Here is a 17,604-nt window from a genome sequence, read left to right on the forward strand (position 1 = left end):
GGGCGTCCCGCCCGTCCAAAACGGACGGGCGGGACGCCCATCCCACTTTCAAGAGTGGAAGTTATTTAATTCTCATTCCTAAGTAGGTGCAAATAAACCTCCCTGTGGGGAGGAGGGGGGCTGAGTGCAGCAATAAACTGGCAGCTTTGATATATCTTTGCTTAACCGGCCACTACAAAATATTATTAAAAACCCCGTTGCTGCGTTCAAAACTATCTAAGTCAAAATAGACCCACTCATCATCCGCTGATATCTGCGCTCCAATTCATCCCGCACCACCGGCCACTGATTCAAACTTTCATCATTCTCAATTACCATTTGAGCCGCCGCCCTCGCCAACTCCAAAACCTCCTGATCCTCCACCAAACTCGCCAAAGCAAAATCAGGCAAACCCGACTGCCGAGTTCCCAAAACCTGACCAGGCCCGCGCAATCTCATGTCCATTTCCGCAATAAAAAAGCCATCTTGAGATTGTTCTAAAACCTTCATTCTCTGCATAGCTTCCGCCGTTTTGGAACCGGGCATTAACAAACAATAAGAACGGTTGCTGCCCCGACCAACTCTACCCCGCAACTGGTGCAGTTGCGACAGTCCAAAACGCTCAGAATTTTCAATCAGCATTACCGTGGCATTCGGCACGTCTACTCCCACCTCGACGACAGTAGTAGATACTAAAATATCCGTTTCTTTGTCCCGAAACTTAGAAATTGCGTCATCTTTGTCGGCACTGCTCATTCTACCGTGGAGCAAACCCACCTTAAACTCAGGAAATACACTTTTTTCAAGTTTCTCTTTTTCCTCAATTGCCGATCGCACATCCAACTTTTCCGACTCCTCCACCAGTGGTAGCACCACATAAACTTGACGCCCGCTCGCCACTTCCCGCCGAATCAAATCGTAAGCTTGTATGCGTTCTTTGGCAGACAGTACAGTGGTTTGAATAGCCTGCCTGCCGGGGGGAAGTTCATCAATTTGACTCACATCTAAATCCCCGTGCAGCGTCAGCGCCAGCGTCCGGGGAATGGGAGTTGCCGTCATCGTCAAAACGTGGGGAGCTTCGCCTTTTTGCTGCAATTTAGCGCGCTGCTGCACACCGAATCTGTGCTGTTCGTCAATTACCGCCAAACCCAATTTATGGAAATTTACCGTATCTTGAATAAGTGCGTGAGTTCCCACTAAAACGGGCAATTCTCCGGTTTCTAACTGGCTGTGAATTTCCCGGCGCTTTGCTATTTTTGTCGAACCTGTTAACAGTTCAACAGACAAGTGCATCAAGTTAAACCAACCTACCAATTTCCGGTAATGCTGTTCTGCTAAAACTTCAGTCGGCGCCATTAAAGCGGCTTGATAGCCGGATTGAATTGCTGCTAGCATTGCCACCACAGCTACTACGGTTTTGCCAGCGCCGACATCGCCTTGCACTAATCTATTCATCGGTTGCGACGAAGCTAAATCGTTGAGGATGTCATTGATGACTCTTTCCTGAGCATTAGTCAAGGCAAAAGGCAAGATTTCATAAAAATGTTCGATCAATTTGCCAGTAGGAAGGATGACTGCACTAGCTTGAGCTTTTCTTTGGGTTTGGCGGCGCTTTAAAAGCCCTAATTGCAGGTAGAAAAATTCGTCAAAAACTAAGCGACGGCGGGCGGCGGCCAAACAATCTCGATCGAGCGGAAAGTGAATATTAGTTACGGAATCGGCTAAACCCATTAAACCGTAACGCTGGCGCAAATCCTCTGGTAGCGATTCTGGCAACATTTTCGCCGCCGGCATTGCAGCCAAAATCGATCGTCTCACCGAACCAGCATCCACTCCCTCCGTTAGCGGATAAACTGGTATCAGGCGACCGACTTTCATTGATTCGATCGCACCGCCGGAGTCGTCTAATACTTCTAATTCAGGATTTTCTAAAGTAATTCCATATTTACCCTGCTTCACCAACCCGGAAGCTGCCAGCACCGCACCTGTACAATACTCCCGCTTTTTGAATTCTTGCCAACCGCGATTACTATAGCGAGGGCCTGCAAAAAAACGACTAATTTTTATCTCTCCGGTGCGGTCTTTTAAAATTACTTCTAATATGGTTAATTTCTTATTCTTCGGACTAGAAAAGCAATTGCAGCGCTTTACTTCAGCGATTAAAGTGACAGTTTCCCCAGCTATTAGCTCGCGAATTTGTACTTGCTTTGCATAGTCGATGTGGTTGCGGGGATAGTAGTAAAGCAAGTCATATACAGTGTATAAACCCAGTTTTGCCAAGCGGTTGCCGTTGGCGGGGCCGATGCCGGTGACGCGGGTTAACTGTTGGTCGAGAGTCAGGCTTGGTGGGGCAGGTGCTGTACTCAGGGGTGCTGTTCGGGGAACGGAAACTGCTGGGGCGGTTGGTTCAGAAGCGTTTGCGTTTGCGGGTCTGACTTGTCTTGCTGGTTCTTGCTGGTGGCGAGTTTCTTGTTCCCAAACTTGCTCCATTTGCCTCAAAAAACTGACCGTAATGGCGATCGAATGTTGGCGCTGTTCGAGATCCTTCTGAGGGTAGATGTCAAATTCAGCGGCTAGTTGTCTGGCTCGATCGCGCGAAGAAGCCGCCACAGAACCTGCCAACTGTCTCAAACTCAGGCCCAGAAACTCGCTGAAGCGGTATTGACTGCCTTGGATGTCGTTAAATCCGCGATCGGCTTCTACTGAAAGAGCTTTTTGCAATCGCTGCCATTCGGGTTGATTATTAGTCATCAGTCATTAGTTATTAGTCATTAGTCATTAGTCATTAGTCATTGGTCATTGGTCATTAGTCATTAGTCGTTAGTCATTAGTTATTAATCATAGCTCAAGAATTCCCGACAACTGACAACTGACAACTGTCAACTGACAACTGACAACTGTCAACTGACAACTGTCAACTGTCAACTGACAACTGACAACTGACAACTGTCAACTGTCAACTGTCAACTAACAACTGACTAATCTTCAAACCAACTCGATCGCCAAGCCGACTCAGCCTCCACCACAGCAAGTTCCCGCTGCTTTTTCTGGTAATCGCGGCCCAGCGAGTTCAACTTGACAGACAGGTTACGAATTTGCTGACGCCAAGCCGAGGTTCCCGCATCGGCAAACTCTATTTCCGACAGCCGCAGTTTAATCGCTGTAATGTGCAGTGCCCTACTACCAAAGGTTGCGGCCAGTTTTCGCGATGCTGATGAGGCATCGGTTTCAATGATTAAGTTTAATAAGTTAGGCGGCCCGGCAACACTATCGCCGGAGGATTCAGCTTGAGAAGCAGCTTCTAGAACCGGTTCTGGTAATTGACTCGGCAAGATTCCCGACTGTTGCAGCAAGCGGTTGGTGTCGCGAGAAAGCAGCTTGAGTATATGGACGATCGACTTTTCAATACTATTTTGCCAGCGTGCCAAACTTTCTGGCGAATTGGCACTTGGCAATTGATAATTTGCCAAGGAAAATAGATAGTTAATGGCGGAAACTGGGTTTTTTTCCTTTTCGTCTTCTTCCTTGTCGTCTGCTTCATCTTCCTCTTCATCGAAGTCGTCTTCGTCTTCCTCTTCATCGAAGTCGTCTTCCTCTTCCTCTTCCTCTATTTCTTCCTCTGCTTGTGATTCAGTCACCAGCGATCGCAATTTTTCCTCCGACGCCGCAGCCAAAGCCTTTACAGACTGCTGCATTTTTTGCCGCCCCTCGAAGGACAACTTGAGAAACGACTCCGGTACTGCTTGAGTGCAAAGGTGATAGCAAGCCAAAATTAACTGCTGTCGCACCGCTTGTCCCAACGCAGTTAAATAACCATCGTAGGTACTGCGAAACTCCATATTCAAGGCTGCTAAAGCCTCTTCGAGTCCTGCCAAATCTTGCTCTATTCTCTCTCTTGGTCGCACCATATCTCTCGTATAAAATTAAAATAAGCTAATCCACTTTTAAATTCCATGGTCAAATAAATTTTCACTTTTGTGGCGTCGGCAGCCGATCCCGCCCTCAACAAAAAATTTAAATGCACAACAGCTTAAGACTTACGCAAATTTTCACTTTTTACGCTGTCTGTAGTAGTAAGGCTTGCAGTGATCGGCCTACAAATATAGTCTGTCCATAAGTCCTATAAAAATTAAAAATTAAAAATGCAAAAAATCAAGTTTTCACATTTTTAATTTTTAATTCTCAATCTTAATTGGGATTATTGAACACCCATTTGGGCTGCCACTTCATCGGCAAAGTTAGCTTCTACCTTTTCAATGCCTTCGCCCAAGACAAAACGCACGAAGCGGCGCACTTGGATATTTTCTCCAATTTGGGCGATCGTTTGTTTCACCAACTCTTCCACCGAGATATTCTGATCTTTAATAAAAGGCTGATCCATCAAAGATAACTCTTTCATGCGCTTCTCAATCCGCCCTAGAACAATCTTTTCTTTGATGTTTTCCGGCTTGTTGCCCAAGTCATCTTTGCCCATTTCAATTGCCTTTTCTCTTTCGACAACTTCGGCGGGGATATCTTCAACTTTCACGTATTCCACATTCGGGCAAGCTGCAATTTGCATCGCAATATCCCGCACCAACTTTTGGAATTCTTCGCGACGTGCCACAAAATCTGTTTCGCAGTTAACTTCTACCAGCACTCCCACGCGGCCGCCGGTGTGAATGTAGCTACCTACAAGCCCTTCTGAGGCAACTCGTCCACCTTTTTTACCCGCCGAAGCCAGACCTTTTTTCCGCAGCCACTCAATGGATGTTTCCATATTGCCTTCGTTTTCAACGAGGGCTTTTTTGCAGTCCATCATGCCCGCGCCAGTTTTTTCGCGCAGTTCTTTAACAAGTTTTGCAGATATGTCCGCCATCTTCTTTAAGTTCCCAATCAAAATTAGTTATTAGTCATTAGTCATCAGTCATTAGTCATCAGTCATTAGTCATCAGTCATTAGTCACTAATTTTAATGTTAATGATTAGACCAGAGTGAAGAAATACCCAGTCGATTTTAGTACCGACTTTGTAGGTGTAGCGCCAGAATTAATTCTGGCCCTGACACAATGAATGCTTTTGCCAGAGCTCTACTAATGACTTAGACTCGTGCTATAGCAATCCTCGCATCATTTCTGAATTTCTTACTCCCTCCCCTTGGTAAGGGGAGGGCTGGGGTGGGGTAAAAAATTTACGACTCCTGCAAGGATTGCTATATGTATAATTAAAAATTAAAAATATCCAACTAAAAATAATAATTATTTTTAATTTTCAATCTTTAATTTTTAATTTCCTGGTGTCAGATTCCGATGGCAATACTAGCTCTCGGTTTCTTCGCCCTCGGCCTCAGCAGCGTCGTCGGGATCTACATAATCGGGGTCATCCAATTCTTCGATTTCGACATCATATTCAGCGCCTTCGTAACCACCTTCGTAGTCGTAGTCTTCCTCAGAGTCGCCGCCCTGCTGACCATGACGACCTTCGTAGATGGCATCAGCCAACTTGCCGACAATCAGCTTGATCGATCGAATAGCATCGTCATTCGCCGGAATCGCAATGTCAACCAAATCCGGGTCGCAGTTGGTATCCAACAGAGAGACGATCGGAATTCCCAACTTTTGGCATTCCAACACCGCATTATACTCGCGGCGTTGGTCTACCAGCACCACTCCGTCGGGAATCTTCCGCATAGACTTAATCCCGCCCAGATATTTCTGGAGTTTTGCCATTTCTCGGCGCAGTACCGAAGCTTCTTTTTTCGGCAGCAAATCCAGGGCGCCGATTTCCTCGCGACGCTCCAAATCCTTGAGGCGCTCCACGCGGGACTTAATCGTCGTCCAGTTGGTGAGCATTCCCCCCAGCCAGCGCTGGTTGACGTAATAAGCACCGCAGCGTTGAGCTTCTTGGGCTACAATCCCGGCAGCTTGGCGCTTCGTACCCACGAACAAAAACTTTTTGCCTTTTTCTGAGGCAACTCTCATGTACTCGTAGGCGTCTTCCATAAGCTGAGCGGTTTGCACGAGGTCGATGATGTGAACCCCGTTGCGCTCTGTAAAAATGTATGGAGACATTTTCGGGTTCCACCGACGGGTTTGGTGTCCGAAGTGAACCCCTGACTCTAACATTTGAGCCAAACTGACTACTGGCATTGTATTTTTAACTCCTAATTCGGGTTAATCCTCCACCCGGTCGTATTTCTGAAGGTTTGCGCCCTAGAAACACCCGAAAACCCGGATGTGCGAATTTAAACAACTTTTCTAGTTTATCACAGCGCGCGCTACTTTTTCTGACAATTTTATATCACTAGGTTTAAACTCAGATGTTGCACCATTGTCGAGAACGGGCAAGATGCCCGTTCCACAAAGAATGAGTTTTCTTGTGGAACAGGCCGAAAAGCCTGTTCCTAAACAAGTAATTGAGAATGGTGCAAGATGTGAGTTTAAATGGGCGGTGGGCACCCGGAGGTGAGATTTAGGGCGCGGGTTGGGTGCGGGGTACGCACGGTGCGGTTAAAGTTACTTACAAGCGCTTCTAAAAAACGAAAAATCCAGGTGGGAGGTTGCCAAAGCCTTTGTTGGCTTGTGAGAGAATGGCCTTGTTGGTGCGCCTCTGGTACCTTCTACCTTCGATCGAGCTGGTATCCATTTTTTTCGATCGGCAATTCAGTCAGCTTTAGTACCTTGCCCTCTCGATCCGCAAAAATCCCCAAGCTAAAAACGCCATGCCCATACCCATTCTCGTCCTGCTTGAAGTTCTAATTGTTATCGCACTTTCGAGACTTGTAGGTTTAGGATTTCGAGCGATCAAACAACCTCAAGTCATTGGAGAAATTGTAGCAGGAATTATGCTTGGGCCTTCTCTATTTGGCTTAGTTGCACCTGCCACCGCAACTGCACTTTTTCCAGCCGAAGCCGTTCCCTTCCTCAATGTGTTGTCTGAGGTGGGGCTGATTTTTTTCATGTTCTTGATTGGTTTGGAATTGAATCCCAAGTACCTCAAAAGCAATTTAGATATAGCGATTTTAACTTCCCACGTCAGCATTCTAGTGCCGTTTTCCCTGGGAAGCTTGCTCGCACTGCTGCTGTATCCCATCGTTTCAAATAATAGCGTTTCCTTTACCGCCTTTGCTTTGTTTTTGGGCGCTGCGATGTCAATTACTGCCTTTCCGGTGCTGGCAAGAATTATTACAGAACACAACTTGCAGAATACAAAATTGGGGACGCTGGCCCTGACTTGCGCTGCGGTAGATGACGTGACGGCGTGGTGTTTGTTAGCGGTGGCGATCGCAGTTACGCGAACTAACTCCATGCTTGGCGCTTTGCCGACAATTATTCAATCTTTAATTTACATCGGTTTCATGCTGACTGTAGTCCGCTGGTTCTTGCAGCGACTTTCCAAACAGTACAACCGCACTGGCAGATTAACACAGTTAGTGCTTTCGGGAATTTACATGGGAGTTGTAGCTTCTGCCTTAATTACTGAATGGATCGGCATTCATTTAATTTTCGGTGCATTTTTGCTGGGTGCTGTTATGCCGAAAAATGCGGGATTAACCAGAGAATTAGCTGAAAAAACCGAAGACTTTGTACTAATATTTCTGCTGCCAATATTTTTTGCTTACAGCGGCTTGCGGACTGAAATCGGCTTGCTCAACAGTCCCGAATTGTGGCTGCTGTGCGCCGCAGTTTTAGGAGTGGCAATTGTCGGCAAATACCTCGGCACTTACGTTGCGGCGCGAATTTGTGGCATCAGCAACCGCGAAGCTTCAGCGCTGGGATGGCTGATGAATACTCGCGGTTTGACTGAACTAATTGTGCTGAATATCGGTCTTTCCTTGGGCGTAGTGTCGCCGCTACTATTTACGATGTTAGTCATCATGGCTTTAGTGACAACTTTTATGACTTCGCCGCTGTTGGAGTGGACTTATCCAAAACGGTTAATTAGATTAGATATTTCAGAAGTTAACTCTGAGGATTCAGAATTAGAAGATTCACAAATTGCTGACAGCAGCGAAGAAACTGCTAGCAAATTGCTGCCCACTTATCGAATTTTAGTACCTGTTGCCAATCCCAGCACGCAGAAAGGTTTACTGCGACTAGCGGTAGCGCTGGCGCAGCCGGCTGCTGGTAGGGGCGGTGATGATTTAAAGTCGGCGGCGGTTCATCCTCTGAGTTTGATAGAATTAAATGATGACTATGCTTTTGAAAGTACGCCTGCGGAAGCCGATCGCATTATTCACGAGCGCCGCTCGAAATTATCAGAATTGATTGAGAGTTTGGAACTGCCGGAGGCACAAAAGTTAGTACATCCGATCATTCGGGTTACTAATGATGTAGCGCGGGAAACGGCACAAATTGCGGAAATAGATCGCGCAGATTTGATTTTATTAGGATGGCACAGACCTACTTTTAGCAGCAACCGTTTGGGAGGACGTGTCGGCCAAATTCTCAGCAACGCTAAGGTGGATGTAGCAATTTTTGTTGACAGAGGCAGGGAAAATTTGAATAACTTGTTAGTACCTTACGCGGCAAACATTCACGATGATTTGGGGTTAGAATTGGCGCTGAGACTGTTAGTTAATAGCGAGGAACGCCGTTTGACGGTGCTGCGGGTGGCGGTTGACGGGGAAGCTGAAAACAATCTGAGTTACGAGTTTGGGCGAGTGATGGATCAGTTACCGGTTGAGGTGCGATCGCGCATTGAGACTCCGATTGTGGAGGCTGCTGAGCCAATTCAAGCAGTAGTAGCGGCTTCTGCTAATGCTGATTTAACTATTGCGGGTACGAGTCGGGAGTGGGGAATTGAGCGCCAAACTTTGGGACAGTATACTGATGAATTGGCTGTGCAGTGTCATTCTTCGCTGCTGATTGCGCGGTGCTACGTTAAAGTGCGATCGCACTTGGCATCGGTACTCAGTCAAACTACTCAGTATTAGTCATGAGTAGGGGCGCACTGGGCATTTTACCCAATTACCGATTACCAATTACCAATTACCAAGATGATGAATCATTTAAGCCTCAAATCACTGGCATTTTACGGGATTGCGATCGGCTCAGTTTCACTGCTGTTTAAAGTAGTAACTGCTTACGGGGAAGCAAATTTAAAGGCGGCCCCGGCAATTGCAGGAAATTATCGCTTCGATCCTAAAAGTTTGCCCGAATGTCTGAATTCTGATGTTTTGGTATTGACAATCGAGCAATCGGGTGTTTATTTGAGCGGTAATTTGCGATCGGGCAGCAGGGAGGGCAGGGAAAAAACAGCCGAAGAGAAACCTTATCTATTGGGTAAGTGGGAAACTCAAGGATTGAACTTGTCGGGTGCGGTTCCTAATTTAGCGGGTTGCAGGGACTCCACAACAACCGGTCAAAACAGTTCTGTTAAAATGCGCGGAATTGTCGAGCAAGAAAGCCTCAAGGGAAAAATTAGTCTAACTGATAAGACGGCGGCTACTGATTTTACGGCTCAAAGAGAAGCGGCGGTGCAACCCCAGAAGCAGCAACATTGATTGATCCCAATAGAGAATAAGAAATGGGAAATGGGTAATTCTTTGTCGCTTTCCGACCGAAAGCATCCAGGATACCCGCCACGTAATTCATCCGTCCAGAAATAAAAAACCTGTATCCGATAAAGGAACCCCAGAATTTATCCGTGGGATCAATGCTTCAATTCTAAAATCTAAAATCTAAAATCTAAAATCGCGCAATCGATTGACTCTCCCCTTCTCCCCTGATGAAGCAAGGAATCACAAAGCTGCGGCGGGGTGGGGGAGTGGGCGATCGAACTCCTGCCGCCGGAGCTCGCCCGCGACGGTCGGTTGCTGCTAAATTAGAAAATATACCTAAAAGTCAATGATAAAAATAAAGTATCCCAGAGAAGTTCTTGGTTGAGAATTTGTCTTGCTCAAGACCCCCCGTGCCCGTATAGTTTGTTTGGAATGGATGTTGCCGTGATATTAATGCCGTCAGAAACTTCGCTTACCCAGTCAAACCCCTTGATTTTAGACAGTTTGCCAGACTTGTCGCCCTCCGATGGGGGATGTTCCCGCCGAGCCAGATTGCAAATTGACTTGATGTTGCTGGCGATCGAAGCCTTGTATCTCGGAGGTGCAGAAGAAATGCTGGCTGTGTCAAGGGACCTGGAATTGGAATCAATTATCAAAAATCGGGTTGCCCTTTGGCTGATGCGTAATACTAACCCGCTGAGACGCTATACCCAGCGCCGCTCCCTTACCATTGTGGAGGCAAAAGCGCTGGTGGCGATCGCCTGTAATATGGCGCGCAAGTTAACCGCCACAATTCGGCAGTTGCTGCTAGACTCCCAGCAGTTGCGATCGAAAAATATCCCCCTCAACCAGAACCAGCCGCTGGCGGAGTATTTAGAACGCTTTCGAGCTCACTTTCGATCGCGCATGAACCCCAAGCGATCGCTCGTTGCAGCTTACGATTCCGACGACAAGCTCAACGAACTAGCTTTGAACTTGTTGAGCAAACTGCTATTTTGTACAGGCACAGCCGGAATGCAGCGCTTCTGGGTTAGCCTGTTTGATGGAGAAGTTGAATAAAAAATGACTATTAGGCGTCAGTACAGTCTGCCAAATTGCACCCTCGTTCTAGAAGGGTTGAGCGATGGATCGGCAGCCAGCCACTTAGATATACGGCCGGTGCTTTCCATATTAATGAGCGCTGAATGCTATGTGACAGGTCTCGGCGAGCCCCTAAGCGGGGGACGAGACTTTTTTGAAAGCTTGGTGAGGGCAGTCAGCAGCTACGCTCAAGAATTTATGAGCGGAGTGCATTATCCCGATCGCTACGGCCCGAATGTGGGTATGGTGCAGTTACACAGAATTGACGGGAATGTGCATCGGTTGACCGTTCTACCCGCCTCCACAGGCAGCGCCACCCAAATCGATCAAAAAACAGAACTGTCGGCAAAAGTTGATTTGACAACGGTACAGCTATTTGACTTGGTAGAGGCGATCGATCAGTTTTTTGCCGACACGCAGACACTGCCGGAATTGTCGCTGCAATTAACCCCAATTTCCAGGCGTTATATCAAGTCGGCCGAACCTTTGGCGAAGCGGACTTTACCTGCTGTCGTGGGGGTGTCGAGTTTGGCTTTGGCTGCGATGGCGTTTTTCTTGGTGCCGGTGCCGGAAGTCCAGCGCCAGAGAGATCCGGTGCCGCAGCCCAATCCAGCGGGCCAGAATCAGGGGACGCCGAATCCGGGCGGATCGGGTTCGCCTAATCCCAATCCCACGCCCCCTGCTGACGGTTTGCTGCCGGGGACTCAAACTCCGAACGCTGAATCGCTTTCGCCGACTCCGATCCCCGCGCCGCAGCCGGACGCTTCACCTAGCGCCACACCGCAGTCGAGCACTTCGCCGGAAAGCACGCCCAGTCCTGTTGCTGAAGGTTTGGCAAGCCCAGATGTGGCAGCGGTGCCAATTACAGATCCAGGGGAAATTGACCTGTTGAGGGGCAAACTTTCCCAGCAAATTGACGGAGTTGTGAAGGATAAGCCTCCGGTTGATGCGGAGTTGGTTTATCGGGTGAGTGTGGCCCCAGACGGGGCGATTGTCGGTTACAAGCCGGAAAATTCGGCAGCAGTCGATCGATCCGAAACGCCTTTGTCGGAGTTGCTTTACCAACCGGTTGGCACCAGGACACCTGCGGAACCGCTGGCTGATTTCCGCGTAGTTTTGGCACCAGACGGCACTGTTCAAGTCACTCCTTGGTAATGGTTAACTGTTGACTGTTAACGGTTGACTGTTGACTGTTAACGGTTGACTGTTGACTGATACCAACTCCCGCTTAAATGCTGCCTCATACCATGTCCGATCGATCGCGCATAATACAATTGCCGGGGCGGGTTTTTGAGATTGTCGGTTTTTAGCAAATATTGTTGGTGAACCCGCCCCTACAGGAATCAGGGTAATTGACCGGACATGATATCAATCTCTTAGTCTGGGGAGGCAGACTTGGTTTTTCTAGTAGCGATTTAAATCGCCGAATCATCTAGAAACCGATTGCTGATTCAAAACCCTGTTGGTGCGATCGGCTTAATGTCTGGGTCAAATCCTCCAACTTGATTTGTGCGAATTATCCACAAAAAAGCTCCTTGTTTTAATAAAACTTTGGCTATTTCATCTTGGGTTCGCCTCGGCAGCATTGTTCGGTAACTAATAGCAGTTTTTATCATGGTTGCTATACCTGCAAAAAAGGTTTTTTTCAGTTCCGCATCAATCCCCGCCAATGTCGAATTTTTCCGCCAATCTGGACGAACAATTCCGAGGGGCATTAATACTTTTTCTAAACTCTCTCCTAAAGCTACTAATTGGTGAAATCTTTGGGTTTGTGCGTCGGTGGGATGTGTTTTCAGCCAGTCTTGAATCTGAGGATTTGACTCTATTTCGGAAGTGATTTTTTTAATTGTGGCGTAAATTGCCTGACTTGAATCTTGCACGCAAGAAGTTGCTGGCGTGACTAAACTTGCGCCGGTGCCGTCTCCGCTGCGGTAGCGGGCCATCATGATATCTAGCTGCTGGTTTAATTCGGTTAAAGGCGACAAGGTGATGCCGTCAAAATCGTAGTCGCAACACACGCAGTCTAATTTACAGATGATATCGCAAACCGGGCGATCGCCCAACCAGCCGCGTTGCAAGTCTCCCATGTAGCTTTGCCATTTGCTGGAACCGGCGACAATTCCGTCGGGATTGTGGGCGTAAACTTGTTTGTATTCTATGTCAAAACGCAGTTCGCTGGTAAAGCGATCGCGCACTACTTTTGCTACTCCGAAAGCAAAATGTCCGGTGACAATTCCCAGGGGTTGCCGTTCGCCTTTTTTGCCGCCGATACCCCCGAAACTGTGAATCACTATCCCGATATCTCCTTCTTGCCAAGGAGAGATTGAAGCGTTTTCTGTAGCATCATTTGGGGTTAACAATACTATTTTTGCTTGCCCTTTTTGGGCTGGTGTATTTTCCCAATTTTTGTTGCTTAAATAAGCGAGAGATTTTTTTAGTCCGAAATGTGTTTCATCTGGGATTAATTGGGCAATTTTGCGGGGTTCGATTGCCTGTACTACAAATATACTGTCTTCGTCTCTTTCGCCGTAAATGTACCAGCCGTCTGGATTTAATGGCGATTTTTCGATCAGGTGATTGGTAGACCTCGCTACGCCATGTTTGTCTGGCTGTACTTGTGGAATCCGAATGATTTCGGCGGCGCCGTCAAATTGTTGAGATGTTTTGTTGAAATGCCGGACAATAAATTTGTCGCTGTCGCGTTCTTTTCGCTGTAAAATTGAGACTAAGGCGCAGAAACGTCCGATAATTTGTACTGGTTCGCGATCGATCGTGAGTTCATGGCGATCGCCGCTGCTATAATTAATCGCAATCACCGGCCTCCGCAGCATCACAGTCACGCTGTCTTCAAGTCTGCTGCCTGCTAGAGTTTCTAAAGGGCCGACATTTCGCCAGCCGTTTAATCTATCTGGATGGATATTGCCAGATTTTTGACTTTTTTGAGTTTCTTGTGTGAAGTTTATATCTTGACTGACTGCGTGGACAAAAAACTGTACTTCGCGATTTGTACTCCATTTCAAAAAGGCTGTTTTACCAATAAAATTTTTATATTTTTTGGGTGCATTTATTACTTCAAAAAATACTGTACCGTAGGGCTGGCGCTGTTCGTTTGAGGGCAAAATTAAGCGGCCGTGCCAAAGAGCGATCGGCTTGTATAGATAGGCAACGGATGCTGAATTATCGCAAATTATCTCCGGCTGAAGCGTTGCTGAAATATCGCTTTTCTCTCCAAAAATAGTAGCCGTTAAATTGCCGTCACTTTCTACGAATCGGGGTTCTAAAAAAATCTTTTCAGGTTGGGAAACATTAGCGGTTAAATGACCAGTGTTTCTTGTGAAGGAGCGTATAAACAAATGGCTGTTGCCCTGCAATTTCGCCTGCAACCAATTAAGGAAAATCCGAATAAAAATAAAAGCTGTTAGGCAGGAAATAACAGCCAGAACTATCAGCCCTAGGGTCAAAATGAATTGGTTGAAAGACTGACCTGACAGTAAAAAAATTGTTGGCCCGATTAAAGAAAATGCCGCCATAATATCTAAAAACGAGTTTTAGGTTCGATCCAGTCTGTGCTGGCTTGACTGCCGAAAACTAGGGGTTTGTCCTCGGTGACTGCTACCGTTTGCCCTGTCATATCCACTGCACAAAGAGGCCAAGATCGATCGCCCAAATTGCCGGCGCGGAACAGAACTTTTCCGGGACAAACTTGACTCCAACCCAACAATACAGCATGAGTGTAAAGACTGCGAGCGGGAGCAACGGTATAAGTATAATTATCATTTTTGTCCCAAATGACACCGTAGTCGGACATATCGGAAGAGTTGAAAAGTGCTTCAAATTCGCGGGCGAGAATCCGGGAACCGTCTTGATTCCAAGAAACAGGCACTAAAATGGCGATCGTCCCAGACATATCTGTATCATCGCTAGCATACATCCCACTTTCGGCCAGTGGCGAAGCAGCCGCCACTGTTTGCAGTTCCCCGGTTTTGAGATTTTCCACAAACATGACGCTGCTAACCCGACACCGGCCGAATTCCGGCTGTACTTGCAACTCAATTCGACTGTAAGCTGCGTATTGGCCGTTAGTTGATACGAGGGATGGACTGCGATAATAGCGGAGGCCTGTGCCTGCAGTGGAGCTCACTTTAGCATGAGTGGCACTAATCCATTCCCAAGGAACGGGATAAGGGCTATTTAAAGGGTCAGTCATCGGTTTTTTTCCCAAAAGTTTTACTGAATTATCCAACAGATTCAGGCTGGCACGCAACGAACTAGAAACCCGGTTTCTGCCTCGATGCTTCGCCACCAAACCCCAGATTTATAGAAACCGGGTTTCTTTTTTAGATTTGAGATTGGAGGACAAATCTCAAATCTCAAATCTCAAATTTCAAATCGGATAGGTAAGATAGTATCGAAATTAATGTGGTCTGTACACGGAGAGGGATGAAATATGACGCGATCTTTTAACCAAAAACCTTCAATCCCCCCCACTCGCGTCTCCAAGTCGCGGGGAAAAGGTTTGCTTGTACTGTCGCTGATTTTTCGACTGCTGCTGCTGGGGGTGGGCAGCGGTTTTGCGTGGGTTTTGGGGATGGCGATCGCTCAAATTTATCCGTCAGGGGCGACGGAGATGCCGATCGCAGAGAGATTGCTGCGTGTAACTCAAAATTTGACCTCCAGCCCGAAACGCGCCCCAGCAAGGCAAATTCCGGCGCTCCCGCCACCAACCGCTACACCAACTCCCCAGTCAAAACTCAGTCCTGCCCAGAGAGAGAAATTGCAGTCTGATTTGAGACAGTTGCAGGGCGAACTCAACGCGCTGATTGGTCGCACGGCGGCTTTGGAGAGTCAGTTGGGCAGCAGCCGCCCGACGGAAACTTTGGAAAAGCGTTTGCAGTTGATGTCGCGGGAATTGGCGGGGCCGGAAACGGCGGCAACTATTGCCCCTGCTTTACCCGCGATCGGCAGCAGCCCGAGTCTGAACCCTGAAACGGTCAATACTGCCCCACAGAATGCCAATAATCCGGTGTTTGGGGGGGATGGGCTGATGGTGACTCTGCCCAGCGATGTTTTGTTTGATACTGGCAGTATTTCTTTGCGCGCGGGAACAAGTGCGATTTTGGACAATTTGGTGGCGGAGTTGGGCAATCACGAGGGGGCAACTGTGCGGGTTGCGGGTCACACTGACGACGCGGGGGAAGCGGCGGATAATCGCAATGTGTCGTTTGCGCGGGCTCAGGCGGTGGTGCAGTATTTGTCTGGTGTGCTCGGTCAGAAGTATCATTGGGTGGCGATCGGCTATGGGGAAAGTCGCCCTTCGGTGGATAATAGTTCTGATACTAATCGGCAGCGCAACCGCCGCATTGAGGTGGCAATTAGTCCTTAGTTTTTAGTCATCAGTCATCAGTTATCAGTCGGCAGACTTGTAGATACTGTTGAAGTGTCAATGGTAGCGATCGAATAATTGGAGTCAATCGATTTTAGATTTTAGATTTTAGATTTTAGATTGACTTGCGCGAGATAAATGCGGGGGCTTGAGGATTTTCGATTTTCGATTTTGGATTGATTCCACGGATAAATCACGTGGCGGGTACCACCTTTGAAATTCGTGGTCATATCACATCCGGTTGAACCGGAATGATTTAACCGCAGAGGGCACAGAGGACGCAGAGGAAGAGAAGAGAGAGATGAGTAATTCCGATGCCAACGGATTTGATATCGAACGGCTTCTGGGATGTTAAAATTGCTGTTTTGAATTTAAGATCAAACCTGGCAACTACGGAATTATACCCAAGTACGAGTGTCCCCGCGATCGGTCACGTAAGCGCTGAACTCCGAAAATTATTATTCCGATGCCAACAGAAACGATATAAATTGTATGTTTCAATTCCCTACTCCCCTTCTCCTCTTCTCCCCTGCTGTCACGCCGAAGGTGTAAGAGGTGGCAAGTCAGAATTATTTTTAGCCCGATCTATTGCCTCTCGATGTTCGCTCCTAAGTTTCGGTTTTAAATACAAGTTTTCAATCAAAGCTGCTACTCCCGCAAACCAAGGTGGCACAATTACAGCTCCAATAATTCCTAATACTTGAACGCCTCCCAATACAGACAGCAATTGATATAAAGGATGCACACCAACCGAGGAACCAACCAGCAAAGGATCGAGGACGTAAGTTTCTAAATTCTGGATAATTACAAATAACAGTAATACCCACAAAAGTACCCAGCCACCTTTAGCTAATGCTACAATTAATGCTGGTACTGCTCCCAATACTGGGCCGATGAACGGAATCAAGTTTGTCACACCTGCGATCGCACCCAAGCCTAAAGCAAATTCCGGCATTCCCAAAATGCTTAAACCTGTGGTAATAAATATCCCTAAAATGCCCGAAACTAACACTCGCCCGCGAATATAACTCCCCATTCTTTGACCGATTGGCGCGGCTTGTGCGGCTAATCTTGTGTCCCAAGGTTTCGGGAAAAATTGCACCAAACTTTTGATTAATGTGTCGCTGTCCGCAACCATGTAACCTGAAATAAATAATGCTAAAACTAGGCTGAAGACACCGCCTAGAATGCCTCTCGTTAAACTGTACGATCGCAAAACCAGTTGTTGGCTCGATCGAATCAGCCAATTAGTCAGCGATTGAGTGTCCACCAGACCCACCAAGGTTGGGGCATCGTCGCTCAAGCGACTCAATAGATTAGTTGCCACAGTTCGCAAACTTTCGACATAAACTGGTAACTGCCGCAGCAGTAACTCTATTTGTTCGATTACCGTGGGCCCGATTAACACTACCGTCCCGCTAAATCCGCCGATGAGAGTTAAATAAACCATAATCACCGCCAGCCAGCGCGGAACCCGCATCGTTTGGGCCCAATTCACGATCGGGACGATCGAAGCAGCCAGCACAACTGATATCATCAGAATTACTAGCAGGCTCCGCAATTGCCACAGCAGCACTAGCAGCAAGGACGATGCTACAATTAGCAGCAAGTTAGGTAAAGAAATGGTAATCCGCTGTTCTGACATAATTAAGTAATCAAGGTTTGTATTGGCGCTTATGTCA

Annotated in this window: 13 protein-coding genes; 6 read left to right on the top strand and 7 right to left on the bottom strand. The window is 47.3% G+C overall.

Features of this window, described 5'->3' with window-relative positions; all coding sequences use genetic code 11:
• Positions 1–216: 216 nt before the first annotated feature.
• The 4 genes from recG to rpsB all read right to left on the bottom strand — a co-directional run bounded on the left by recG (position 217) and on the right by rpsB (position 6,106).
• A complete protein-coding gene (gene recG, locus QUB26_RS22000; protein WP_333243536.1) occupies positions 217–2,730 on the bottom strand; it encodes an ATP-dependent DNA helicase RecG in 2,514 nt (837 codons plus the stop codon).
• Positions 2,731–2,957: 227 nt separating this feature from the next.
• Positions 2,958–3,887, bottom strand: a complete 930-nt coding sequence (locus tag QUB26_RS22005; protein ID WP_333243533.1) for a hypothetical protein — start codon at positions 3,885–3,887, stop codon at positions 2,958–2,960.
• A 290-nt stretch (positions 3,888–4,177) separates the two neighbouring features.
• The gene (gene tsf / locus QUB26_RS22010) at positions 4,178–4,837 is read right to left on the bottom strand and encodes a translation elongation factor Ts (RefSeq protein WP_333081940.1); all 660 of its coding nucleotides are present in this window, start codon (positions 4,835–4,837) and stop codon (positions 4,178–4,180) included.
• Positions 4,838–5,275: 438 nt separating this feature from the next.
• Entirely contained in the window at positions 5,276–6,106 is an 831-nt protein-coding gene (gene rpsB / locus QUB26_RS22015; protein ID WP_333035195.1) for a 30S ribosomal protein S2, read from the bottom strand.
• Positions 6,107–6,678: 572 nt separating this feature from the next.
• Between rpsB and QUB26_RS22020 the strand changes: the two genes are divergently transcribed.
• The 5 genes from QUB26_RS22020 to QUB26_RS22040 all read left to right on the top strand — a co-directional run bounded on the left by QUB26_RS22020 (position 6,679) and on the right by QUB26_RS22040 (position 11,694).
• A complete protein-coding gene (locus QUB26_RS22020) occupies positions 6,679–8,892 on the top strand; it encodes a cation:proton antiporter domain-containing protein (protein ID WP_333243530.1) in 2,214 nt (737 codons plus the stop codon).
• A 63-nt stretch (positions 8,893–8,955) separates the two neighbouring features.
• Positions 8,956–9,462: a hypothetical protein gene (locus tag QUB26_RS22025; RefSeq protein WP_333243527.1), complete on the top strand. Its 507-nt coding sequence runs from the start codon at positions 8,956–8,958 to the stop codon at positions 9,460–9,462.
• Positions 9,463–9,686: 224 nt separating this feature from the next.
• A complete protein-coding gene (locus QUB26_RS22030; protein ID WP_333302723.1) occupies positions 9,687–9,809 on the top strand; it encodes a hypothetical protein in 123 nt (40 codons plus the stop codon).
• Between the two features lie 82 nt (positions 9,810–9,891).
• Positions 9,892–10,518, top strand: coding sequence for a DUF3038 domain-containing protein (locus QUB26_RS22035; RefSeq protein WP_333243525.1), 627 nt, complete (start codon positions 9,892–9,894; stop codon positions 10,516–10,518).
• Positions 10,519–10,521: 3 nt separating this feature from the next.
• Positions 10,522–11,694 carry a DUF4335 domain-containing protein gene (locus QUB26_RS22040; protein WP_333243523.1) on the top strand — a complete coding sequence of 391 codons (1,173 nt, stop codon included), beginning with the start codon at positions 10,522–10,524 and terminating at the stop codon, positions 11,692–11,694.
• A 296-nt stretch (positions 11,695–11,990) separates the two neighbouring features.
• Here QUB26_RS22040 and QUB26_RS22045 read toward each other — a convergent pair whose 3' ends face one another.
• Positions 11,991–14,000, bottom strand: coding sequence for an abortive infection protein (locus tag QUB26_RS22045; RefSeq protein ID WP_333319721.1), 2,010 nt, complete (start codon positions 13,998–14,000; stop codon positions 11,991–11,993).
• A gap of 74 nt (positions 14,001–14,074) precedes the next feature.
• Positions 14,075–14,746 carry a hypothetical protein gene (locus tag QUB26_RS22050; RefSeq protein WP_333243517.1) on the bottom strand — a complete coding sequence of 224 codons (672 nt, stop codon included), beginning with the start codon at positions 14,744–14,746 and terminating at the stop codon, positions 14,075–14,077.
• 240 nt (positions 14,747–14,986) lie between these two features.
• On the opposite strand from QUB26_RS22050, the gene QUB26_RS22055 reads away from it, so the two are divergent.
• Positions 14,987–15,922 carry an OmpA family protein gene (locus QUB26_RS22055; RefSeq protein WP_333319723.1) on the top strand — a complete coding sequence of 312 codons (936 nt, stop codon included), beginning with the start codon at positions 14,987–14,989 and terminating at the stop codon, positions 15,920–15,922.
• A gap of 535 nt (positions 15,923–16,457) precedes the next feature.
• On the opposite strand, the gene QUB26_RS22060 is transcribed toward QUB26_RS22055, so the two are convergent.
• Positions 16,458–17,567 carry an AI-2E family transporter gene (locus QUB26_RS22060; protein WP_333243509.1) on the bottom strand — a complete coding sequence of 370 codons (1,110 nt, stop codon included), beginning with the start codon at positions 17,565–17,567 and terminating at the stop codon, positions 16,458–16,460.
• Between the last annotated feature and the right edge of the window lie 37 nt (positions 17,568–17,604).

Origin of the sequence: Microcoleus sp. B4-C1, assembly GCF_036705285.1 — a bacterium.
GTDB lineage: Bacteria > Cyanobacteriota > Cyanobacteriia > Cyanobacteriales > Microcoleaceae > Microcoleus.